23 protein-coding genes are annotated in these 21078 nt (G+C 35.0%); 8 read left to right on the forward strand and 15 right to left on the reverse strand.

Annotated features, from left to right (window positions below; genetic code table 11):
* Positions 1 to 57 precede the first annotated feature (57 nt).
* Positions 58 to 645, forward strand: coding sequence for a DUF1684 domain-containing protein (locus C8C84_RS10955; RefSeq protein ID WP_121313681.1), 588 nt, complete (start codon positions 58 to 60; stop codon positions 643 to 645).
* The gene (locus C8C84_RS10960) at positions 645 to 1292 is read left to right on the forward strand and encodes a TatD family hydrolase (protein WP_121313682.1); all 648 of its coding nucleotides are present in this window, start codon (positions 645 to 647) and stop codon (positions 1290 to 1292) included. The genes C8C84_RS10955 and C8C84_RS10960 overlap by 1 nt, the downstream gene beginning before the upstream one ends.
* Before the next feature lie 53 nt (positions 1293 to 1345).
* On the opposite strand, the gene C8C84_RS10965 is transcribed toward C8C84_RS10960, so the two are convergent.
* Positions 1346 to 1723: a hypothetical protein gene (locus C8C84_RS10965; RefSeq protein ID WP_121313683.1), complete on the reverse strand. Its 378-nt coding sequence runs from the start codon at positions 1721 to 1723 to the stop codon at positions 1346 to 1348.
* 161 nt (positions 1724 to 1884) lie between these two features.
* Here C8C84_RS10965 and C8C84_RS10970 point away from each other — a divergent pair, with 161 nt between their 5' ends.
* From C8C84_RS10970 to C8C84_RS10985, 4 genes are all read left to right on the forward strand, one after another.
* Positions 1885 to 2607, forward strand: a complete 723-nt coding sequence (locus tag C8C84_RS10970; RefSeq protein ID WP_121313684.1) for a ThiF family adenylyltransferase — start codon at positions 1885 to 1887, stop codon at positions 2605 to 2607.
* 45 nt (positions 2608 to 2652) lie between these two features.
* Positions 2653 to 3114, forward strand: coding sequence for a DUF1648 domain-containing protein (locus tag C8C84_RS10975; protein WP_233549781.1), 462 nt, complete (start codon positions 2653 to 2655; stop codon positions 3112 to 3114).
* A 72-nt stretch (positions 3115 to 3186) separates the two neighbouring features.
* Positions 3187 to 3849 (forward strand): HAD family phosphatase, encoded by a 663-nt coding sequence (locus tag C8C84_RS10980; RefSeq protein ID WP_121313686.1) that lies wholly within the window; start codon positions 3187 to 3189, stop codon positions 3847 to 3849.
* The gene (locus C8C84_RS10985; protein ID WP_121313687.1) at positions 3846 to 4499 is read left to right on the forward strand and encodes a GDSL-type esterase/lipase family protein; all 654 of its coding nucleotides are present in this window, start codon (positions 3846 to 3848) and stop codon (positions 4497 to 4499) included. The genes C8C84_RS10980 and C8C84_RS10985 overlap by 4 nt, the downstream gene beginning before the upstream one ends.
* Positions 4500 to 4568: 69 nt before the next feature.
* Here C8C84_RS10985 and C8C84_RS10990 read toward each other — a convergent pair whose 3' ends face one another.
* From C8C84_RS10990 to C8C84_RS11005, 4 genes are all read right to left on the reverse strand, one after another.
* The gene (locus tag C8C84_RS10990; RefSeq protein ID WP_147406841.1) at positions 4569 to 4796 is read right to left on the reverse strand and encodes a hypothetical protein; all 228 of its coding nucleotides are present in this window, start codon (positions 4794 to 4796) and stop codon (positions 4569 to 4571) included.
* Between the two features lie 84 nt (positions 4797 to 4880).
* Positions 4881 to 6167 carry a deoxyribodipyrimidine photo-lyase gene (locus tag C8C84_RS10995; RefSeq protein ID WP_121313689.1) on the reverse strand — a complete coding sequence of 429 codons (1287 nt, stop codon included), beginning with the start codon at positions 6165 to 6167 and terminating at the stop codon, positions 4881 to 4883.
* 9 nt (positions 6168 to 6176) lie between these two features.
* Complete coding sequence (locus C8C84_RS11000) at positions 6177 to 6875, reverse strand: SDR family NAD(P)-dependent oxidoreductase (protein WP_121313690.1); 699 nt, start codon at positions 6873 to 6875, stop codon at positions 6177 to 6179.
* Position 6876: 1 nt separating this feature from the next.
* Positions 6877 to 7347, reverse strand: coding sequence for an SRPBCC family protein (locus C8C84_RS11005; RefSeq protein WP_121313691.1), 471 nt, complete (start codon positions 7345 to 7347; stop codon positions 6877 to 6879).
* A 134-nt stretch (positions 7348 to 7481) separates the two neighbouring features.
* On the opposite strand from C8C84_RS11005, the gene C8C84_RS11010 reads away from it, so the two are divergent.
* Positions 7482 to 8333, forward strand: coding sequence for a DUF2911 domain-containing protein (locus C8C84_RS11010; protein WP_121313692.1), 852 nt, complete (start codon positions 7482 to 7484; stop codon positions 8331 to 8333).
* A gap of 52 nt (positions 8334 to 8385) precedes the next feature.
* Here C8C84_RS11010 and C8C84_RS11015 read toward each other — a convergent pair whose 3' ends face one another.
* The 10 genes from C8C84_RS11015 to C8C84_RS11060 all read right to left on the reverse strand — a co-directional run bounded on the left by C8C84_RS11015 (position 8386) and on the right by C8C84_RS11060 (position 17779).
* Positions 8386 to 10107 carry a sodium:solute symporter gene (locus tag C8C84_RS11015; RefSeq protein ID WP_121313693.1) on the reverse strand — a complete coding sequence of 574 codons (1722 nt, stop codon included), beginning with the start codon at positions 10105 to 10107 and terminating at the stop codon, positions 8386 to 8388.
* A gap of 110 nt (positions 10108 to 10217) precedes the next feature.
* Complete coding sequence (locus C8C84_RS11020; RefSeq protein WP_121313694.1) at positions 10218 to 12722, reverse strand: PIG-L family deacetylase; 2505 nt, start codon at positions 12720 to 12722, stop codon at positions 10218 to 10220.
* Positions 12723 to 12817: 95 nt separating this feature from the next.
* Positions 12818 to 13198 (reverse strand): hypothetical protein, encoded by a 381-nt coding sequence (locus C8C84_RS11025; protein WP_121313695.1) that lies wholly within the window; start codon positions 13196 to 13198, stop codon positions 12818 to 12820.
* Between the two features lie 213 nt (positions 13199 to 13411).
* Positions 13412 to 13822 carry a hypothetical protein gene (locus C8C84_RS11030; protein WP_121313696.1) on the reverse strand — a complete coding sequence of 137 codons (411 nt, stop codon included), beginning with the start codon at positions 13820 to 13822 and terminating at the stop codon, positions 13412 to 13414.
* Between the two features lie 186 nt (positions 13823 to 14008).
* Positions 14009 to 14539, reverse strand: coding sequence for a mechanosensitive ion channel domain-containing protein (locus C8C84_RS11035; RefSeq protein WP_121313697.1), 531 nt, complete (start codon positions 14537 to 14539; stop codon positions 14009 to 14011).
* Between the two features lie 4 nt (positions 14540 to 14543).
* On the reverse strand, positions 14544 to 15125 hold the full coding sequence (locus tag C8C84_RS11040) for a Maf-like protein (protein WP_121313698.1): 582 nt from the start codon (positions 15123 to 15125) through the stop codon (positions 14544 to 14546).
* On the reverse strand, positions 15118 to 16044 hold the full coding sequence (locus C8C84_RS11045) for a geranylgeranylglycerol-phosphate geranylgeranyltransferase (RefSeq protein ID WP_121313699.1): 927 nt from the start codon (positions 16042 to 16044) through the stop codon (positions 15118 to 15120). The genes C8C84_RS11040 and C8C84_RS11045 overlap by 8 nt, the downstream gene beginning before the upstream one ends.
* 40 nt (positions 16045 to 16084) lie before the next feature.
* Entirely contained in the window at positions 16085 to 16456 is a 372-nt protein-coding gene (locus tag C8C84_RS11050) for a four helix bundle protein (RefSeq protein WP_121313700.1), read from the reverse strand.
* A 50-nt stretch (positions 16457 to 16506) separates the two neighbouring features.
* Complete coding sequence (locus C8C84_RS11055; RefSeq protein ID WP_121313701.1) at positions 16507 to 17034, reverse strand: HAD family hydrolase; 528 nt, start codon at positions 17032 to 17034, stop codon at positions 16507 to 16509.
* Positions 17018 to 17779: a Rossmann-like and DUF2520 domain-containing protein gene (locus tag C8C84_RS11060; RefSeq protein ID WP_121313702.1), complete on the reverse strand. Its 762-nt coding sequence runs from the start codon at positions 17777 to 17779 to the stop codon at positions 17018 to 17020. The genes C8C84_RS11055 and C8C84_RS11060 overlap by 17 nt, the downstream gene beginning before the upstream one ends.
* 153 nt (positions 17780 to 17932) lie before the next feature.
* On the opposite strand from C8C84_RS11060, the gene ccsA reads away from it, so the two are divergent.
* The gene (gene ccsA / locus C8C84_RS11065; RefSeq protein WP_121313703.1) at positions 17933 to 21070 is read left to right on the forward strand and encodes a cytochrome c biogenesis protein CcsA; all 3138 of its coding nucleotides are present in this window, start codon (positions 17933 to 17935) and stop codon (positions 21068 to 21070) included.
* Positions 21071 to 21078 lie beyond the last annotated feature (8 nt).

Below are 21078 nucleotides of genomic sequence, written 5' to 3' on the forward strand. Positions count from 1 at the left end.
AGCTAAGTTTCTGAGGTTTCAAACAATTTTTATGCTATTTTTGTTAAAAAGTGTCCTATGAAAAAAATGCTTTCCTTTTTGTTATTGCTTAATGTATGTATGCTGACAGCTCAAGAAACGGCAAAAGAATTTCAAGAAACAATCAATAAAGAATATGGAAATCGTGAAGAAAGTCCGTTAACAGAGGAAGATTTTAAAGTATTCAAAGGGTTGGATTTTTATCCTATCAACGAAAAGTTTATTGTTGAAGCCAAGTTTACCAGAACTCCAAACGAAAAAGTATTCAAAATGAAAACTACCGGTACCCGTTTGCCGGAATATGTGAAGTATGGAGAATTGGTTTTCAATATTGATGGAAAAACATTCAAACTGAATCTGTACCAAAACATCGATTTGACTAAAAAAGAAGGCTATGCGGATTACTTATTTTTACCTTTTTCTGATTTGACTTGCGGTAAGGAAAGCTACATTGGCGGGCGTTATATTGATATGAGAATTCCAAAAGGCGATACCCTTATCATCGATTTCAACAAGGCTTACAATCCGTATTGTGCTTACAACCATAAATATTCTTGCCCAATTGTTCCTTTAGGAAATGATTTGGATATCGAGATTTTAGCCGGTGTAAAAAAGTTTCACGACTAATGCCTTTCTACAATTTACATACGCATAAATTAACGAGTGAAGCCAATATTATAGCATTGGTGAATCAATATCCGTGGGAATTTGTCAATGACATTCCGCTATATTCTATTGGTATTCATCCTTGGTATATCAATGAAAGTCGTTTGCAAAGTGATTTGCAAATGATTGAAAACAAATTACAACTTCCTGAATGTTTGGCTTTAGGCGAATGTGGTTTAGACAAGCGCATTGACATACCAATGCATTTACAGATAGAAGTCTTTGAAAAGCAAATTGCCTTAGCTGAAAAGTATCGCAAGCCTTTAGTATTGCACTTAGTGGCTGCTTATCAGGAATTGGTAGAAATCAAAAACTGTTTGAATATTACAGTGCCTATAATACTTCACGGATTTTCAAAGAATGAGCCAACCGCTAAACAGATGATAGACAATGGATTCTATTTGTCATTTGGTAAATATTTGTTGCGCAATCCTGAGTTAAAGCAAGTGTTTCTTTCGGTGCCCAATGATCGATTCTTTCTTGAAACGGACACTATTGAAGAAACGTTAGAAGGAGTTTACACGTTAGCTGCCCACTATAAAGGCCTTACCGTTGAAGCTTTGCAAAAGCAAGTCGGCACGAACTGGGATACGGTTTTTAAAACATAAAAAAGACTGCAAACGCAAGTAGACAGTCTTTCTTAACAAAGAAACTTATTTTTCTAATTGAAATGTTTTGCGATAAACTGAGCCAAGTTTTCATCGCTCATTCTATTTGAAGTACTTTCACTCGAAACCGCATTTTTGTATTGTGGCGTTTCTGCCAAAAACTTCATGAATTGCTCTTGAATTTGTCCCGTTCCTGTGATGTGAATTTCATCAATATTAGGCATCGTATGCGCAATCTCTTTGAAGTACTTTTGGGTTAAGGTAATCTCTTGATTGTTTGAGGTCTTTTCGTTAGAGTTGGCATCCGGACCACTGTTTTTTACCAGTCCGATGACTATAAAATCTCCTTCATTAACTTCTTCTTTTCCTACGATTGTTGCGGTGTGGGAATCCATCCAAACACCAAACTGTTTTTTGTTTTTATCTGACATATTTTACTTTTTCTTAAAGGTATGTCCTTTTGAACGGAAAGATTTTATTTTGGGTTAAGATTGTGATATGCTTTACAAACATCCGTTCCTAAATTTACTTATTTTTGCACCTTATTTTTAATCTAAAAATCTAACCATCTAATTTCCTAAAGTATCTAAAAATGGCAAAGTGGCAAGAAAGAGCAGAACTTTTATTTAAAACAGAAGGATTAAACAATTTGAAGAATGCTAATGTCTTGGTAGTTGGACTTGGTGGCGTAGGTTCGTTTGCTGCGGAGTTTTTGGCGCGAGCCGGTGTTGGCAATATGACCATTGTTGATGGTGATGTAGTCGATATTACGAATGTTAACCGACAATTACCGGCTTTGCATTCAACGGTTGGTATGCTCAAAGTTCATGTAGTAGGCGATAGGCTAATGGATATCAATCCTGAGCTCAACTTAATCCGTTTGGAAGAATTTCTTTCTCCGGAAAGGGCTTTTGAATTGGTTACGCCTGAGTTTGATTATGTCTTAGATTGCATTGACAGTATTACGCCAAAATTGAACTTATTGATTGCGGCTAAACGTAAAAAAGTAAAAGTCATCAGCAGTATGGGCGCGGGCGGAAAATATGAATCGAGCAAAGTAAAAGTTCGGGATATCAGTAGAACCGAATATTGTCCGTTAGCGAAAAACATGCGCAAACGTTTGAAAGAAGCCAAAATATCAAAAGGAATTAAAGCCGTTTTCTCGACCGAAATGCCTGATGAAAGCAGTGTAAAATTGACTGATGGCAAAAACTACAAAAAGTCATTTTATGGCACAAATAGTTGGATGCCTTGTCTTTTTGGATTGCACGCCGCAGAAACAGTTGTGAAACATTTGCTTAAAAAACAAAAATAGTATATGTCTAATTTGGATAGACCTAAAATCAAAATCCCATTGACTATGACCGATAAAATCGTTGAGTTGATTGGTCTATTAGTACTAATTGGTTTTTGGATTTTTACCTTAACCCATTACAGCCAACTGCCGGATATTATTCCGACGCATTTCGGAGCAGAAGGCAAGCCTGATGGTTATGGTGAAAAATGGACGCTATTTTTATTACCAATTATAGGCAGTACGCTATATATTGCATTGACCATTTTGGCAAGATTTCCACACAAAATGAATTATTCTGCCACAATCACTGAAATCAATGCCGCAAAGCAATATACTATTATGGTACAAATGCTTAGAGTCTTAAAAGTTATGATACTTCTGGTATTTTTTGTCCTCGACTATAAAACAGTACAGATTGCATTAGGACTACCGGATTTATTTGGTCGATGGTTTTTACTTTTGGTTTTTGCTCTGGTTTTTGTACCCATTTTCTATTTTCTTATTCAATCTTCCAAAAATGCCTAACTATACACCTCATTCAATCAGACCCGAGCCTGAAAAGGTGAATAGAACGAAGTTAAACTTAGCCACTTTATAATGATACAAACCGTAATATTCGACATGGATGGCGTAATTGTAGATACCGAACCGGTTCACCATTATGCCTACGCGCAACATTTCAAACAACTCAACATCAACATCACACCGGAAATGTATGCTTCGTTTACCGGAAATTCTACTAAGAATATCTTTGAGCGTTTAAAAGCACAATTCAATTTAGAAGCCGATGTACAGACTTTGGTAGAAACCAAACGCAACTTGTTCAATGACGCTTTTGACAACAAAGAAGATTTGTATTTATTGGAAGGTGTTGAAGATTTAATTAAAGAATTACACCGAAATGGTATGCAGTTGGTTTTGGCGTCATCCTCGGCCACCGTTACTATCAATAGGATTTTTAAACGCTTTAATTTAGACCAGTATTTCACGCATAAAGTTTCCGGAGAAGATTTTCCTAAATCGAAACCGCATCCGGCGATATTTCAACATGCCGCATTTTTGGCACAAACTCCGATAGAAAATTGCATTGTGATTGAAGATAGTACGAACGGTATTTTAGCGGCAAAAGCAGCCGGAATCTATTGTATTGGTTACGATAGTTTTCATTCTAAAATGCAGGATTATTCAAAAGCGGATATGGTGATTAAAGATTTTAAGAAATTGAATTACAATATCATTCGTAAAATTAAAACTTCATGAAAAAACAACTAATTGCCTTTGCTATATTATTCATTTCATTGAATGTTTATTCGCAAGAAAAACCATTTTGGAATGAAATAAAAACCTTCAGAACGCAAGACAGTATCCAGAAACCGCAAGACGGAATGATTTTGTTTATTGGTAGTTCTTCCTTTAGATTATGGAAATCGGCTAAGGAAGATTTTCACAATGAAACTATTGTAAATCGCGCTTTTGGTGGTGCAACACTTGAGGATTTGATTTATTGGCAAAATGATATCGTATTGAAGTACAAGCCTAAAAAGATATTTATTTATTGTGGTGAAAATGACATTGCCAGCTCAGAAAAAGTTACGCCCGAAATAGTTTTAGATAGATATAAAGCATTACATACTACTTTAAGAAATCAATTCCCGGAAATAACAATCGTATTTGTCTCGATAAAGCCTTGTATTTTAAGATGGGCAATGAAAGATCGAATGATGGCTGCCAATGCCTTAATCAGTGCGTATTTAAAACAAGACTCTAATGCAGTTTTTGTCAATATTTGGGACAAAATGTTGGAAAATGATGAGCCGATGAAAGACATCTTTATTCAAGACAATTTGCATATGAATTCAAAAGGCTATGCTATTTGGCACAAAGAGTTGGAGCCATTGGTAAACGAATAAGACAATTACTTTATTTCATAAAAAAAGCCAGTTTTCACTGGCTTTTACTTTTTTGTATGGTAGAAGAGCTTATTTCTTGATTTCTACATCAACGTCTTTACTATCAACATCGACGCCATCACCATTAATCTTTACTGAAGTACCATCTTCTTTTTCTTGAACAGTATCTTTTACGATTACAGTTTCTTTTTCAATAGTGTTAGTTTCAATTGTTTCTGTTGTTTTTTCTTCTTTTTTATCACAAGACATTACCAACACCATCGACAACATACTTAGGCAAATACCAATATTTTTCATAAAATAATTTTTAAGTTATTTGGAAAGATAGGTAATAAATACCAGTTAAACTATTTAATATCAATCAATTTACTTTTTCGGATATTAACCGACAGCTACTTTGTAAGTTCTTAAACATTTTTCTCTGGCTTCTTTGTGGTCAACAATGGGTTGCGGATACTCAAGCGAGTTTAATTCAGGAATCCATTTTTTAATGTAAACCAAGTCTTTGTCAAACTTCTTGATTTGTTCTGTTGGATTAAAAATTCTGAAGTAAGGAGCAGCATCTACACCACTTCCTGCTGCCCATTGCCAATTTCCCACATTACTGGCTTGTTCATAGTCTAAAAGTTTTTGAGCAAAATAAGTTTCACCCCAACGCCAGTCAATTAATAAATGTTTACATAAAAAACTAGCGACAATCATTCGAACTCGATTGTGCATGTGACCTGTAGCATTTAATTCTCGCATTCCGGCATCTACAAAAGGATAACCGGTTTTGCCTTCGCACCATTTTTGGAACAAAGCTTCGTTGTTACTCCATTGTATTTCGTCGTATTTAGCCTTGAAACTCTTATTTACCGTATGGGGAAAATGCCAAAGAATTTGCATAAAAAACTCACGCCAAATCAATTCTTTTAAAAAGGTTTCGTTGTTACTTTCCAAAGCTTTTGCGACCATTTTTCGTATAGAAACTGCGCCAAAACGGAGATAGATTCCCAAATAAGATGTCTTATTCAACGCCGGGAAATTACGTGTAGCTTCATAATTATCAATCAACGAATCCGAAATGTCATAAGGTGTAACGCTTAAATTTGACTCAACAAATCCAATAGCTGACAAACTCAAAAAAGGATAGGAGTGAAGCGTTATTTTATCTAAATAATCTTCTGAATTGTAGCTGGCTAATTGTGTCTTTTTAAAGCGTTCTTTCCATTTGTTGGAATACGGCGTATAGACTACATAAGGTGTTCCGTCGTCTTTCACCACTTCGCTTTTCTCGAAAATGACTTGGTCTTTACTTGTTTTAAATTCGATGTTGTACTCTTTGAATAAATAGTATAATTCTAAGTCACGCTTTCGGGCGTAAGGTTCGTAATCGTGATTGGTGTAAACCGATGTGATTTCGTTTTCGGTTAATATCTTGTTGTAAACTTCAAATGGATCACCATAAAATACTGCCAATGATTTGCCAAGTTTATTTAATTGATTTTGAATTTTAACCAATTGTTGGTGAATAAAAGTCACACGCGAATCATCATTAGAGAGTTGAGAAAGAATATTTTCATCAAAAATAAAAATAGGTAATACTTCTTCACCACTTTGCAGTGCATGAAAAAGGCCTACATTGTCTTCTAATCTTAAATCGCGTCTAAACCAAAAAATGTTCATATTGTAAATTTAGGCATTTACCAATAAAGTAGACATTCCACCATCAACATGGAGAATTTGCCCGGAAATCCAACTGCTTTTGTCACCTAAAAGAAAACCGGCCATTTGTGCCATATCTTCAGTAGTACCAACGCGTTTTAAAGGATGACGTTGTGCTGATTTTTCTCTTTTCTCATCATTACTCAAAAACTTTTCTGCTAATGGTGTATCGGTTAAAGAAGGTGCAATAACATTCACTCTGATTTTAGGAGCATATTCTGCAGCTAAGGCTTTGGCAAAACCTTCAATGGCTCCTTTTGAAGCTGCAACACTGGTGTGAAAAGGCATTCCCATAGTGGCTGCAACTGAACTAAATAATACAATGCTGGACTGTTCTGCAATGGTCAGATTGGGTAAAACGGATTGGATTACCTTTACCAAACTGATAAAATTGATTTGTAAATCACTTTCAAAAGATTCCGGCTTTAAGCCACGAAACGGTCGTAAATTAATGCTTCCCGGGCAATAGACCAAACCATGAATGACTTCGGGTAATTGTGAAACATCTAAAGTATCAGTTGTTGCATCAAACGGGATATGAGTTACATTCATATCTGAAATTGCTTCATTAGTTCTTGATGCTATGTAGATTCTATTTTCGTATTGTAATTCTTTGGCAATGGCTAAACCAATTCCATAGGAACCACCAATTAATAATATATTTTTCATGTTATTCTGTTTTATATTCTCCAAATAGTTCAATTAATTTTTCTCTGCGATAATCAAAGATTTCTGTGAGTTTTGGTTTTACTAAAAAGGGGTGAACCATTTGACCTAAAATTCCCATAGGCACTTTGTAATCGACAATATCTTCCATCTCAACACCGCCGGGAATTTCTTTTAAGAAGTGTTTATGGTGCCAAAGCGCATAAGGGCCAAAACGTTGTTCATCAACAAAATACTTTTTATCCATTACATGCGTAATTTCAGTAACCCATTTCATTGGAATGCCCAAAACCGGTGTTACTATGTACTGTATAATTTGCCCTGAAAACATTGGTTTTTCATCCCCGGAAAGTGTTTTGAATCCCATATAATCCGGGGTGATGGTCTTTAAATTTTTTGGATTGGACAAAAATTCCCAAGCTTCTTCAATTGTTATTGGCAAGTTTTGTTTCGTGTGTAAAGTATAAATTTTCATTACAAATTTCTTGTAAAGATATGAATTGTTTAATTAAATCGTAAAAACATTAAACAATATTATTTTGATTTAAGTTTATATTAACATTTGAAAGCCTAACAATTTGTAATTTTGAACAAACTAAAATAAACATTATGAGAAAAATTATTTTTATGCTGGCTATATTGATTGCCAATTTTACGATTGAAGCTCAAGTAAAAACACCGGCACCAAGTCCGAAATCAACAGTAAATCAAGCGGTTGGTTTAACCGATGTAACGGTTGAATATTCGCGTCCGAGCGCAAAAGGCAGAGCCGTTTTTGGTGATTTAGTTCCTTTTGGTAAACTATGGAGAACCGGAGCAAACCAAAATTCAATGGTTACTTTCAGTGAAGATGTGGTAATCAAAGGTGCTACGTTGAAAAAAGGAAAGTATGCTATTTTCACTACTCCTAAAGCAGACATGTGGGAAGTAATTTTCTACACTGATACTGAAAATTGGGGAACACCGGAAAACTGGGATGAAAACAAAGTTGCTTACAAAACCAATGTTGACCCAATTGCTTTAGGCAATAATGTTGAAACCTTCACTATTGCAATTAATAACTTGACTAATGACAGTGCGACTTTAGATATTTCATGGGAGAAGACTTTAGTTTCTGTTAAGTTTGAAGTGCCAACACAAAAGGCTGCTTTAGCAAGTATTAATAAAGTATTGGCCGGTCCAACCGCTGGAGATTATTTTTCATCAGCACAATATTTTTATCAATCTGAAGGCGATTTGAATAAAGCTTTAGAATATGTGAATAAAGCTATTTCAATGGCAAAAGCTGACAATGTTCCATTTTGGCATTTGAGATTAAAATCTTTAATCCAAGCTAAACTAGGTAATAAGTCAGGTGCTATTGAAACAGCAAGATTGTCATTGGCCGGTGCTGAAAAAGAGAATAATGGTGACTATGTTAAAATGAATAACGACAGTATTAAAGAATGGAGTAAAAAATAATTACTTCTATCTGATAAAAAAACCACGAATTCAATTTGAGTTCGTGGTTTTTTTATGCCATAACTTTTTGTTTCCCTTTTACACCCAATTGCATTATTATCGATAGTACGACTGTTAAAGAAGCACCAATAAAGTTCAACCACAAATAGCCCAATTTTTCTTGTCCGTTCGGGTAAATGTGAATAGCGTAATAGTAGATGAAGAAAATGGTAGTCTGACTGATTACAGCGCTGTAAAAGATGGCATTAGCTTTGACAAATTTGATATAGAATCCTACTAAGAAAACACCCAAAACGGTTCCGTAAAATATAGAACCTACGATATTAACCAATTGGATTAAGTTTTCAAACAATGTTCCCACGCAAGCAAACAGAATGGCAATAACACCCCAAAGTAAAGTGAAGGCTTTAGTAGCATTTACAAAATGTTTCTCTGATTTTTCACCTTTGATATTTCGCTTGTAAATATCTATTGCCGTGGTGGAAGCCAAAGCCGTTAATCCGGAAGCGGAAGATGACATAGCCGCCGATAGAATTACTGCTAACAAAAGCCCAATCAATCCGGAAGGCAAATAGTTTAAAATAAAGTAGATAAACACATAATCTTTATCGTTGGTTTCGGCTTTGCTATCGACTTTGGCGATAATTTCTTTGGCTTGATCGTGTAAGTCTTTTTCTTTCCCCGAAAGCGAAATCAGTTTTTGACGAAGAATAGGATTGTCAAAATTTTGATTCAAATGGTCAATATATAATAAGTTGTATTCCTTTTTTTCCTCGGATAATTGTGCTAATTGAGTTTCAAGTGAATTGTATTGTTCCGCATAAGCAGATTTTTCCACCGCATCTCGATTAACAGGATTGAAATGCAACGGCACCGGATTGAATTGGAAAAACACAAATACCATCACGCCTGTCAATAAAATAAAAAATTGCATTGGCACTTTTAAAAAGCCGTTCATGATTAATCCCATTTGGCTTTCTCTATCTGATTTACCGGACAAATAGCGCCCAACTTGTGATTGGTCAGTTCCAAAGTAGGAAAGCATCAAGAAGAAACCACCGGTAATTCCACTCCAAAACGTATAGCGGTTTTCGGGATCAACGGAGAAATCAAGAATGTTCATTTTGTCATTGGCACCGGCAATATGCATGGCATTAGAAAACGTCATGTCATTGGGTAACAAATGCAAAATCAAGAAAAACGTGATAAACATACCCGTCATGATGATAAACATCTGTTGCTTTTGGGTTACGTTTACAGCTTTGGTTCCACCGGCAAATGTGTAAATGATTACCAATATTCCAATGATAACATTGAGCAAAGTCAAATTCCAACCTAAAATAGAGGACAAAATAATCGCCGGTGCATAAATGGTCAGTCCGGTTCCTAATCCTCGTTGGATTAAAAACAAAATGGCTGTAAACGACCGTGTTTTTAAATCGAAACGTTGTTCTAAATATTCATAAGCTGTAAAGACTTTTAATCGGTGATAAATTGGGATAAAGGTCATCGAAATTACCACCATCGCTATTGGTAAACCAAAATAAAACTGCACAAATCCCATTCCGTCATGATAGGCTTGTCCCGGTGTGGAAAGGAAAGTAATCGCACTGGCTTGTGTTGCCATAACCGATAAACCGACTGTCCACCATGGCGTTTCTTTGTTTCCTAAGATATAATCTTCAACGTTTTTGCTTCCTTTGGTTTTGTATACACCATAAGAAACTATAAAAAGCAGTGTAACCGATAAAATTATCCAGTCGAGTTGTTGCATATTAGAAGAATAATTGCATTAATAAGAAGAAGATTAAAATATAAATAGCATTAGCAATTAAAACCCAACTATAGCTATTCTTCCAAGATGATTTTTTTTCTGTTCCCATATTATTTTCCAATAGCTATCATGTTTGCTAATAATCTAAAAGCGCCTGAAACGCCTTCGGGCAATTCTCTGAAGAAACTCAATCCGGTATAAATGTAATTTCCTTTACCGTATTTGGCCACTAATAAAGCGCCATTTTTAGGTTTTTCTCCTTTGTCATTCGCGGAAATAATAGGCGTGAAGTTGGCATCCCATTCACTTGGATAATACAAACCTTGTTCTTGTTTCCAACCTTTGAAATCTTCGGCAGTGATTTTGTTCGGGTAATTTAAAACGGAATGATTTGGTGCTAGAAATCGAACTTCGGCATCTTCTTCAGTCACTCGGTCGCGGGATATTTTTAGAGAATAAGGCGCCATTTGTTTGGTAACCAAATCGTCTAAAGTATTGTATTGTACAATCATGGTTTTTCCGTTTTTTACAAAATCCAATAAGATGTTTTGCTTGTACGCCAAAGTATTTACGACATTGTAAGCTCTGATTCCGGTCATAACAACGTCAAATTCTTGTAACTTTTCTGTAGAAATATCTTCCGGTTTTAGGATTTGGACTTCGTAGCCCATTTGCGCTAAGCTTTTTGGTACTTCATCTCCGGCGCCCATGATATAGGCGATTTTTTCATTCTTGGTTTTAATTTTTAAGCGAATGCCTTTGGCTTCAGCCGATTTTAAAACCATTTGCTTGTAAATATGTGAATAGTTGATGTCGATTTTTTCTTTGTCGAAGGTTTGTCCGTTAACGGTTACTATACTTTTAATGTCAATCTCGCTGGCTTCTTCTGACGGAGAAACGGTGAAGACGGCCAAAACTTCTTGCCCTTTTTTGTCAATGGCAAACGGAATTTCAGTTGGTGAAACTTTCCAATCTTGTGGCAAATCCAATTTTACATTTCCCGTTAAACTGTCTTTTCCGGCTTTGACTTTAACCGTTATCGTTTTGCTTCGGTTGTTGTTGAAAATATACACTTTCTCCGCAATGGAAGAGGTTGCAACCGGAACTATATCTAAAGGTTGGTAAACTTCTCCTTTGACATCATCATTGTATTTGTATATCACATAGCGTTCGAAAGAAATCTCAACACCATTTACTTCGATCCAAAAACCAACTTTTACCCGACGTAATACATCGGGAATGCCAATGTTTTCTTGGTTGTCTACTCGATACATTCCATTGGACCCGTTTTGGTTTAACCAATAAGCGTTAGTGAAATCAAAGTCATTCGGCAGTTGTAAAGTGTTCGTTACAGTATGAGGAATGTTGTTTTTTAAAGCAATAGTGTTGTTTTGCCCATCACTCATATAAACCGGTACAGCACCAATTCCCTTTAAATTCATAGGAATGTCACTTCGGTTGATTACTTCAATTTTAATTTTTAAAGGACTTCCCGGTGTGATCTCTTGTGTGTCGGCAACAGCTTCTAAATACAAACCGGCACAAGCAGCGATGATTTTTTTTATCTCTTCGGATTTGATGGTTTTCCAATGTTTGTCTTCCAAATTTTGGATTAAAGCATAAGCTTTCAGCAATTCGGGAATACTTGCCGATGGATTTTTGAAATCGAAGTTCTTTTCAACATTCGATAAGATGTCACCAATTGCTTTTCCGCCTTGAATTCTATTCCAAGTCGTGTCGATTCCCTCGAATAGATTGGTTTTGTCTTTAGGCATATCGCCTTTTAAAAATTCGAGATATTCTTCTTCTTCACCACGAGAACCGGTTGAACCAAAACCTTGCGATTGATGACTACTTCTGCTTAGCGCAGCTATTTCCTGATTGGATTTACCAACGGATTGGTAATAAGTACCGATTTTGAGATTAACCAAATTGGTTTTATCGGCCGCTTCAAACTTCTCCCGACTTCCATAAAACCACCACGATGTGTTGAAAAATAATCGTTTCGGTTGCCAAGTGCTGACAAATTCTAATTGATTTGGATAAGTTTTTGTATTATTCACTTGGTCAAAAGCTTCGATGCTCAACATAGCAGAGGCCGTATGATGACCATGTGTTGTTCCGGGAGAACGATGGTCAAAACGGTTGATAATGACATCGGGTTGGAATTTCCGTATCGCCCATATCACATCGCTTAGTACTTGGTCTTTGTCCCAAATTTTTAAGGTTTCTTCAGGGTTTTTAGAAAAACCAAAATCATTGGCGCGGGTAAAGAATTGTTCGCCACCATCAATTTTTCTGGCCTCAATTAATTCTTGTGTTCTGATTACGCCTAACAATTCTCTTAGTTCAGGACCAATAAGATTCTGTCCGCCATCGCCACGGGTCAAAGATAAATAGCCTGTTCTGGCTTTTTTGTCATTGGATAAATAAGAAATCAAACGCGTATTTTCATCATCAGGATGCGCAGCGATGTAAAGCACTGATCCTAAAAAATTAAGCTTTTGAATTTGATTATAAATTTCAACCGCATTAGGTTTTGCGGGTTTTTGAGCCAATAGAGATTGACAAGTAAGGAGTAAAAAGGCAATGAATAAGGAGTAAAGCTTTTGCATTGGTTTGACTTTATGGCAATAGCTTCAAATATAAACATTAAATAAAAAGCAGCGTTTTATTTAATTTGTTTTTAACAAATAGGTAAAAAAAGGGATTATTCAGCGCCTACATTGGCATTGGCAAAACGACCTTTGGAATTGTATGGATACATTTTTTTGTGAATAGGCAAAAGTTCATACGGATTATCATCATCAAAATCGTTGATTGTTACACGGGATTTATTGTATAAGGAATAACCACCATAATTTTTCGGTAATTCAGGAGCTGTTTGCCATTCGCCATTCTCCTTGTAATAGTAAACCATTTTAAGGTTATCGAAATAAGCTTGAATATTGGGAAAGTAGAAATAACGAATATAACAATTGGTTTTCTTGTCTATCGGTAAGTTCTCTATTTTGGCTGTAGTATTCTGTGCGTAAGAAATACTGGAAACCAATACAATAGACAGCACGAGCATTAATTTTAGTGTTTTCATGATTTTGTAAATTTGGGGTTAACAAAAACTGATTTAATAATTTGAAACAAATATAAATATTATTTATCCTTTAAAAGTATTTTTTAACGCTGAAAAGCATTTTTTTTATTAAAATTTAAGAATAATACTAATTTAAAGGTTTGAGAATTAAAATAGTAAGATGTAAAAAGGCAAAGAAATTAATCTTTGCCTTTTTAGTATTATGTTTTATTTTTAATCATTACCTTTTTTATGGCCATGTCCTTTTTTGGCTTTTCCATGACCTTTTCCATGATGTCCATGTCCTTTGTACTTTATTTTATGGTTTTTATAATATTTGTAAGGCGCATTGCCTTTGTAACTGGTTAAATAGACTGTTCGCCCTTTTCGCAAATCATAACCTCTATACTGAGCAGGAAGCGAAGCAGAACGATGCCATTTTCCGTTTTTTAAATAAATATATCTTTGAGCAGGAACATCATAGTATGTTTCTATATCCGGGATGTAGTAATATTTAGTAGCAGGTGATGCTGCCGGTGCCCAAACTGGAGGTGTTCCAACATTAACATTAACTGAGACTTGAGCTTGACTGCTTACCGTGACTATTAATAATGTCATCAGTAAAATAAAATTTCTTATTTTCATGGTTCTTCGTTTAAATTAAAAATTCTTGTACTTACCTAACTAATTTTTAATTGTTTTAAAGCTTAGGTTTGGTGTAGAGAAAATAGTAATTACTCTTGCACGCTTTGGTATTAGATATTCCAAAAGTAGTGCCAGAAAGAAGCAAGCTCGTTATATGATTTCTGTTTAAATTTACAGAATTAAGTTTTAATCCATAAATTCTTTGTCTTCAAACTTAGGTTTAATAATAGAAATTCCCTTTTGGAGTAAGAGATTGTTAGGGTAAACGATACGTTCGCCATCTTGTGTCAGTAAGTCGGTGTGGAAAGCATTAATATCAATAATTTCAGCTTCAATATTAAAATCTTTGTCGTGTACTTTAATAATATCACCTATTTTAAATGGAAAGGAGAAGAATAAAATAATGCCCGAAGTGATATTGCTAAGGATTGACCATTGTGCAAACATAGCAACACCAACCACTGTTGCAATTGAGGAAAGCGTAATTAAAATATCATCTTTTTGTACACCCCAAATTACAATAAGCGAAATAATGGCCAAAATGCTTATCAATAAATGAATGTATTTAATCACCAAATTGGTTCTTTTTTCAATTCCGGTGTGTGATCTTGAATAGCTTTTTACTGCTTTGGTCACTATTAGTCTGAGAAAAACCACTACGAGAATTACCAGTCCGGTGGCAATGGTTTCTTTTGTATAGAAATCAAAAAAACTCATAATCTTATAAATTGGTTAGATATGCGTAAACTTTATCAGTGGGTAAACCTACAACATTCGTATAAGAACCTTCAATTTTTGAAATACCAACCAGGCCAATCCATTCCTGAATACCATAGGCACCGGCTTTGTCAAAGGGTTTGTAATGGTTCAAATAATACCGAATGGCATCGTCTGAAAGTTTATTAAAAGTCACTTTGGTTACTTCAAAAATGGTTTCTGTTTTTTGAGTGGTTTTGAAACAAACTGAAGTGATAACTTCATGGGTTTTGCCCGACATAGATTGCAGCATTTGAAAGGCATCATCATAATCTTTAGGTTTTCCTAAAGCTTTATTTTCAAACCAAACAATGGTATCACTGGTGATGAGAATTTCGTTTTCTGCAATTTCGCCTTCGAAAGCATTGGCCTTTAGCACGGCTAAAAAGTTGGTTATCTCAACGCCTTGAAGGTTTTCAGGATAAATTTCTTCAATCTCTTTTAGTCTGATTTCGAAATCCGCATCTAAATCTTTTAAAAACTGTTGCCTTCGCGGCGAACCCGAAGCTAAGATTATTTTGTACTTTTTATTCAACAAATTAAGCATTATTTTTAATATTCAAATTGATGACTAAAATAGACAATATTCCAAAGAAGATTACCCATTTTAACACGGTACTTAACAAAGTAAAATCTTTTTTTGCTTTAGCGTTCCAAATTTTAATTACAAAGAAAATCATTGGAGCAACCACAAATAACAAGGCATAAATTACAGCATAATAAAGAGCATTACTCATTAGAAAAGTGTTGATGTACCAAAGTAAAATCAAGATTGAAATAAAACCTAACCCGAAGACAACTTTAGCAGTTCGGCTCACACCAAGAGCAATTGGTAAAGTATTCATTCCTTGGTTATAATCGCCATTTATATCTTCCATATCTTTAACAATTTCTCGAATAAAATTAATACAAAAAGCAAATAAGGCATAGTCTAAAAGCAATGAAAAATAAATCCCCATTTCCTTTTGATTGTTCTCAAAAGTAAGCGGCAACAAATCGTAAACACCAATGATTAAAATACTAATCGCTAACAGAAACGCAACTATAATATTTCCAATCAACAACATCTTTTTAAAAGTGGTTGCGTACAAATAGAGTAGTGTAACAATAATAATAAAAATCCCTGCAAAGGTTGGTTTTTGTATAGTGTTTGACAAATAAAAACCAATTCCAACACCGGTAACATTCAAGGCGAAATAAATGTTATAAGCCATAGCTTCCGAAATGCTTTTGCCAATAATCACTTGGTTAGGTTTGTTGTCATTATCCGTTTCTTGATCCATGACATCATTGATGATGTAACCGGCAGCGGCTATTAATACAGTTGATAAAACCAATAATGAATATTGAAAATCACTCAGAAACAAATAAATAGCTTCATGTTTTAGAAATCCATATCGGAAAATCAATTGCATGAAAGCAAGTAGGAGTAAGTTTTGGTATCTTATTAGTTTAAGGTATTTCATAAAGTATGAGTGTTCAGTGTTCAGTTTTTAGTGTTCAGTATTAATCTTTTTTTACGCCAAATTTTTGCGGATTCAAAATCATGTAATTGATTAGTTTTCCGATTTCTAAAGAGTCATTGTAGATTTCTTCATAAACTTCATTTGATATATATTCACAACTTATAGCAAAATCAAGCCAAACCTGTGTCTCAGAATTTTCTCCATCAGAATCAGTTAATTTACTATGAAAATGTTTAGGATAATCTCTTTTTCTATAGGCTTCAGCAATAGTGACAGGAACACTTCTTGAGGAACGTCTTATTTGATCGGTCAATGAATACATCTCTTCTTTAGGAAAAGCATTAGTAATTTTAAATATTTTCATTGCCAAATTAAATGCTTTTTTATAAGCCAATAAATCTTGAAATCTCATATTTGTATTTTTAAATCCTTACAACTGAACACTAAAAACTGACCACTAATCTAATCGTGTTTTCCATTATAGTACATATGCCATTTGCCTTGTACTTTCATAACCTGTTCAATCACTTCGCGAACAGCGCCTTTTCCGCCGTTTTTATGCGAAATGTATTTGGAAATCGCTTTGATTTCCGCAACAGCATCTTGCGGACAAGTCGGTAAACCTACCAATTGCATCACATGAAAGTCGGGAATATCATCACCCATGTATAAAACTTGTTCGGGCTTGATGTTGTACAATTCGGCATATTCTTTGAAAGTTGCCACTTTATCCGGCGAAGCCAAATGAATATCGGTAATACCTAAGTTCCTCAATCGAATGCGAACGCCTTCATTATTGCCACCTGAAATGATGCAAACATGATAACCACTTTCTATAGCCGCTTTCATCGCAAAACCATCTCTGATATTCATGATGCGAAGCATTTCGCCACTTTCAGTAACATGAACCGAACTATCGGTTAAAACGCCGTCTACATCAAAAATAAATGTAGTAATCTCATTCATGATTTCTTTATAACTTTTTCCCATGATCGATAATAGATTTGGTTAGCAATTTATAGATTTCTTTTTGGTTTTCGTCAGTCAAAAAAGACAGATGAGTGTTAATCGTTTGTGTGTCTTTTCGTTTGGCCGGACCGGTTTGCGCTTCCTTAGGTGACAGCGTTAAAATTTTATTGGCCGTTTCTTGTATCAAAGGCTTTAAGATGTCGAAAGACAAATTGTTTTCGGTACAAATTTCGTTCCCCATTTGATACAAATGATTGACAAAATTCGAGACAAAAACGGCGGCAACATGCAACGCCTTTCTTTGTTCGGAATTGACTTTGTAAATTACATTAGAAATCAATTTTGCGACCGTTTCAAGCGTTTGATAATCCTTATCATTTTCGGCTTCCAAACAAATAGGAATGATTTTAAAATCGACTGCTTTCGATTTAGAAAAGGTTTGTAGCGGATAAAAAACACCCTTGCGATTTTTGTCATCCATGTTGCTCATAGCAACACTTCCCGAAGTATGAACCACCAATTGATTTTTAAAAGGAATTTGATCGGAAACTTCAGCAATAGCATCATCAGTAACCGCTATAATAATTACATCAACGGTTTGTAAATGGTTGTAATCTGATATTATTTTGTTGGAATTGACAAGGTCAGCAACCACTTGAGGTTTTCTTGAAAACACTTGAACCAACTCAATTTCAGCCTTTTCACTAAACGCTTTAATGAGATGACGGGCAACATTTCCTGAACCAATAATAGTCACTTGAATCATGTGGCTAAATTATCGAAAATTAATTTCATTTTTTATTTTAAATCAAAGAAATCCACAAGTCTTAAAAATGTATTAAAACACTAATCAAATGAAGTGTAAATCTATTTATTTACCCTATTTTTGTACGACTTTTTTAAAAAATAATTCCAACTCATGGAAAAAAAATTATACTCTTTTTTATTCTCCACACGATTAATGGCTGTTTTGTTTCTTGGTTTTGCCGCAGCAATGGCAGCCGGAACGTTTATTGAAAGTGAATACAACACTGATACCGCTCGAATTTTGATATACAACACTTGGTGGTTTGAAGCCATCATGTTGTTTTTTATGATCAATTTCTTTGGGAATATCAAACGTTACCAATTGTACAAAAAAGAAAAATGGGCGACACTTTTGCTGCATTTGTCTTTCATCTTTATCATCGCAGGTGCTTTTATTACGCGTTACATCAGTTATGAAGGTATGATGCCTATTCGAGAAGGAGAAAGTTCTAAACAAGTTTACTCAGACAAATGCTATCTGACAGTTTTTGTAGATGGTGTTTATCAAGGCGAAGTTAAGAGACGAACATTTGAAGAACCATTATTACTTTCACCGGTTACCAATAATCATTTTTCGTTGAATGAAAAGTTTGCCGACATTCCGTTTGAAATAGAATACAAAGACTTTGTTTTTGATGCGAAAGAGAGCATTAAAGAAGATGCGAAAGGTGATACTTATCTTAAATTAGTCGAATCTGGAGATGGTTCAAGACACGAACACATGCTCAAAGCCGGAGAAGTACAAAACATACACAACGTTTTATTTGCTTTGGACAAACCTACCAAAGGCGCAATTAATATTGATTCCAAAGCCAATACCATTACGTCACCGTTTGACGGACAGTTTATGCGAATGGCTGATAAAATGCAAGGCGAAGTGACTAAGGATGTAGTTCAACCTTTAATGTATCGTTCGCTATATAACATCGGCGGAAGCCAATTTGTAATTCCGGAATTGCCTAAAAAAGGCGTAAAGTCATTCCAATCGAGTGGCGATTTCAAAGCTAAAAACGGAGAAGATGCACTGACACTTGTGGTTAAAACAGATGGAAAAGAAAAAGTCGTAACGCTTGTGGGTTCCAAGGGAAAACAAGGCGAACCCAAATCGTTTAAATTAGGTAAACTCGAATTCACTTTAAGCTATGGCAGTAGAATATACGAATTGCCTTTTAGTTTAAAACTCAATGATTTTATCGCCGCCAAATATCCCGGAACAGAAAAAAGCTATTCTTCTTTCGAAAGTAAAGTAACCGTTTTAGATGGTGCCGAAAAATTTGACGCTCATATTTATATGAATAACATTTTAGATTATAAAGGATTTAGATTTTTCCAAGCCAATTTTGATCCGGATGAAAAAGGAACCGTTCTTTCGGTTAATCATGATTTTTGGGGAACAACCATTACTTATATTGGTTACTTTTTATTGTATTTCTGTATGATGGCCATATTGTTTACTAAAAACACGCGCTTTTCTGACTTGAAACGAAAATTAGAAAACGTAAAAAGGAAGAAAGCCAAGTTGACTACCGCTTTGGTTTTATTGTTTTCTTTAAATGGATTGGCGCAAGAGCATACTGCAACGCACAATAAAGCGTTACCAACACAAAAACAAGTCGATTCTATCATCAACAAATACAAAGTTTCCGAAAAACATGCGGCGCAGTTTGGTCGTTTGGTTATTCAGGATGACGGCGGAAGAATGAAACCTATCAATACGTTTTCTTCTGAATTGTTGCGTAAAGTCAGTAAAAGTGATACTTATAACGGAATGAACTCTGACCAAGTTTTTCTTTCCATGACACAATTTCCAACCGTTTGGTTCGAATCACCGCTGATTTACATTAAAAAAGGAAACGATAGTATTCGCAAAATCATCGGAGTCAATCCGGATGCTAAATATGCTTCTTTCCATGATTTTTTCGACGAAGATTGGAATTATAAATTATCGCCTTATTTAGAAAAAGCCTATAAATCAGCGATTCCGGATCAGTTTGAAAAAGATTTTATCGAAACCGATAAAAAAGTAAATCTGTTGAATGCCGCCTTAAGCGGAAAAATTTTAAAAATCTTTCCGGTTCCGAATGATCCGAATAACAAATGGGTTTCGTTCTTAGAAATCAATCATACCACAGGAAATGCTTTAGACACCATTAAAGGTGCCTTGCCTGTTTATTTAGACGCACTCATGAAAGCTTCTGATAGTAAGGATTACACTCGTGCCAACACTTTTTTAGTGGGTATGGAAGACTATCAGAAAGTGTACGGAAAAGCTGTTCGACCTGCAGACCAAAAAATCGATTACGAAATATTGTATAATAAATATGATGTTTTCAAAAACTTGTTTTGGCTGTACATGCTAATAGGTTGTTTAATGTTGGTTTTAGTAATAGTCAACATTTTCTTTGAAAGTAAGATTTTAAAAATTACCGTCAACGGATTCCATATACTTATCGGCTTGTTATTCGGAATTCACACACTCGGACTGATTGCGCGTTGGTATATTTCAGGCCATGCACCTTGGAGTGATGCGTATGAAAGTATGATTTATGTGGCTTGGGCGACGATGTTCTTTACTCTGGCTTTTGACCGAAAATCTAAATTAACAGTGGCTTCAGGAACTTTTGTGGCTTCAATGATTTTAATGATTGCTCACTGGAATTGGATGGATCCGGCGATTGCTAATTTACAGCCGGTATTAAATTCTTATTGGTTAATGATTCACGTTGCCGTAATCGTAGCCAGTTATGGACCGTTTACTTTAGCGATGGTTTTAGGTATTGTATCATTACTGTTGATGTTGTTTGTCAATGAAAAAAACAAAACCAAAATGGAACTCAACATCAAAGAAATCACTTATATCAATGAAATGGCATTGACTATCGGTTTGGTCATGTTAACTATTGGTAACTTTTTAGGTGGCCAATGGGCGAATGAGAGTTGGGGTAGGTATTGGGGTTGGGATCCAAAAGAAACTTGGGCTTTAATCAGCATTATGATTTATGCCTTTGTAATTCATGCCCGATTTGTTCCTGCATTACGCAATAAATGGGTTTATAATGTATTGGCGGTATTTGCTTTTTACTCAATTATGATGACGTATTTTGGAGTGAATTTCTATCTAACAGGATTGCATTCTTATGCTAGTGGCGATAAAGTGGTAACACCTTCTTTTGTATATTATTCTGTTGCTTTTGTAGTTGTTTTGGCTACTTTATCTTACTTCAAGTACAGAAAGTATTTAAGAAAGTAATCATATAT

The organism is Flavobacterium sp. 102 (assembly GCF_003634615.1).
In the GTDB taxonomy this organism is placed as follows: Bacteria; Bacteroidota; Bacteroidia; order Flavobacteriales; family Flavobacteriaceae; genus Flavobacterium.

Excerpts from the sequence above, each read along its gene's own strand:
- C8C84_RS10955 (WP_121313681.1), top strand. The coding sequence starts at position 58 with ATGAAAAAAATGCTTTCCTTTTTGTTATTGCTTAATGTATGTATGCTG.
- C8C84_RS10960 (WP_121313682.1), top strand. The coding sequence starts at position 645 with ATGCCTTTCTACAATTTACATACGCATAAATTAACGAGTGAAGCCAAT.
- C8C84_RS10965 (WP_121313683.1), bottom strand. The coding sequence starts at position 1,723 with ATGTCAGATAAAAACAAAAAACAGTTTGGTGTTTGGATGGATTCCCAC.
- C8C84_RS10970 (WP_121313684.1), top strand. The coding sequence starts at position 1,885 with ATGGCAAAGTGGCAAGAAAGAGCAGAACTTTTATTTAAAACAGAAGGA.
- C8C84_RS10975 (WP_233549781.1), top strand. The coding sequence starts at position 2,653 with ATGACCGATAAAATCGTTGAGTTGATTGGTCTATTAGTACTAATTGGT.
- C8C84_RS10980 (WP_121313686.1), top strand. The coding sequence starts at position 3,187 with ATGATACAAACCGTAATATTCGACATGGATGGCGTAATTGTAGATACC.
- C8C84_RS10985 (WP_121313687.1), top strand. The coding sequence starts at position 3,846 with ATGAAAAAACAACTAATTGCCTTTGCTATATTATTCATTTCATTGAAT.
- C8C84_RS10990 (WP_147406841.1), bottom strand. The coding sequence starts at position 4,796 with ATGAAAAATATTGGTATTTGCCTAAGTATGTTGTCGATGGTGTTGGTA.
- C8C84_RS10995 (WP_121313689.1), bottom strand. The coding sequence starts at position 6,167 with ATGAACATTTTTTGGTTTAGACGCGATTTAAGATTAGAAGACAATGTA.
- C8C84_RS11000 (WP_121313690.1), bottom strand. The coding sequence starts at position 6,875 with ATGAAAAATATATTATTAATTGGTGGTTCCTATGGAATTGGTTTAGCC.
- C8C84_RS11005 (WP_121313691.1), bottom strand. The coding sequence starts at position 7,347 with ATGAAAATTTATACTTTACACACGAAACAAAACTTGCCAATAACAATT.
- C8C84_RS11010 (WP_121313692.1), top strand. The coding sequence starts at position 7,482 with ATGAGAAAAATTATTTTTATGCTGGCTATATTGATTGCCAATTTTACG.
- C8C84_RS11015 (WP_121313693.1), bottom strand. The coding sequence starts at position 10,107 with ATGCAACAACTCGACTGGATAATTTTATCGGTTACACTGCTTTTTATA.
- C8C84_RS11020 (WP_121313694.1), bottom strand. The coding sequence starts at position 12,722 with ATGCAAAAGCTTTACTCCTTATTCATTGCCTTTTTACTCCTTACTTGT.
- C8C84_RS11025 (WP_121313695.1), bottom strand. The coding sequence starts at position 13,198 with ATGAAAACACTAAAATTAATGCTCGTGCTGTCTATTGTATTGGTTTCC.
- C8C84_RS11030 (WP_121313696.1), bottom strand. The coding sequence starts at position 13,822 with ATGAAAATAAGAAATTTTATTTTACTGATGACATTATTAATAGTCACG.
- C8C84_RS11035 (WP_121313697.1), bottom strand. The coding sequence starts at position 14,539 with ATGAGTTTTTTTGATTTCTATACAAAAGAAACCATTGCCACCGGACTG.
- C8C84_RS11040 (WP_121313698.1), bottom strand. The coding sequence starts at position 15,125 with ATGCTTAATTTGTTGAATAAAAAGTACAAAATAATCTTAGCTTCGGGT.
- C8C84_RS11045 (WP_121313699.1), bottom strand. The coding sequence starts at position 16,044 with ATGAAATACCTTAAACTAATAAGATACCAAAACTTACTCCTACTTGCT.
- C8C84_RS11050 (WP_121313700.1), bottom strand. The coding sequence starts at position 16,456 with ATGAGATTTCAAGATTTATTGGCTTATAAAAAAGCATTTAATTTGGCA.
- C8C84_RS11055 (WP_121313701.1), bottom strand. The coding sequence starts at position 17,034 with ATGGGAAAAAGTTATAAAGAAATCATGAATGAGATTACTACATTTATT.
- C8C84_RS11060 (WP_121313702.1), bottom strand. The coding sequence starts at position 17,779 with ATGATTCAAGTGACTATTATTGGTTCAGGAAATGTTGCCCGTCATCTC.
- ccsA (WP_121313703.1), top strand. The coding sequence starts at position 17,933 with ATGGAAAAAAAATTATACTCTTTTTTATTCTCCACACGATTAATGGCT.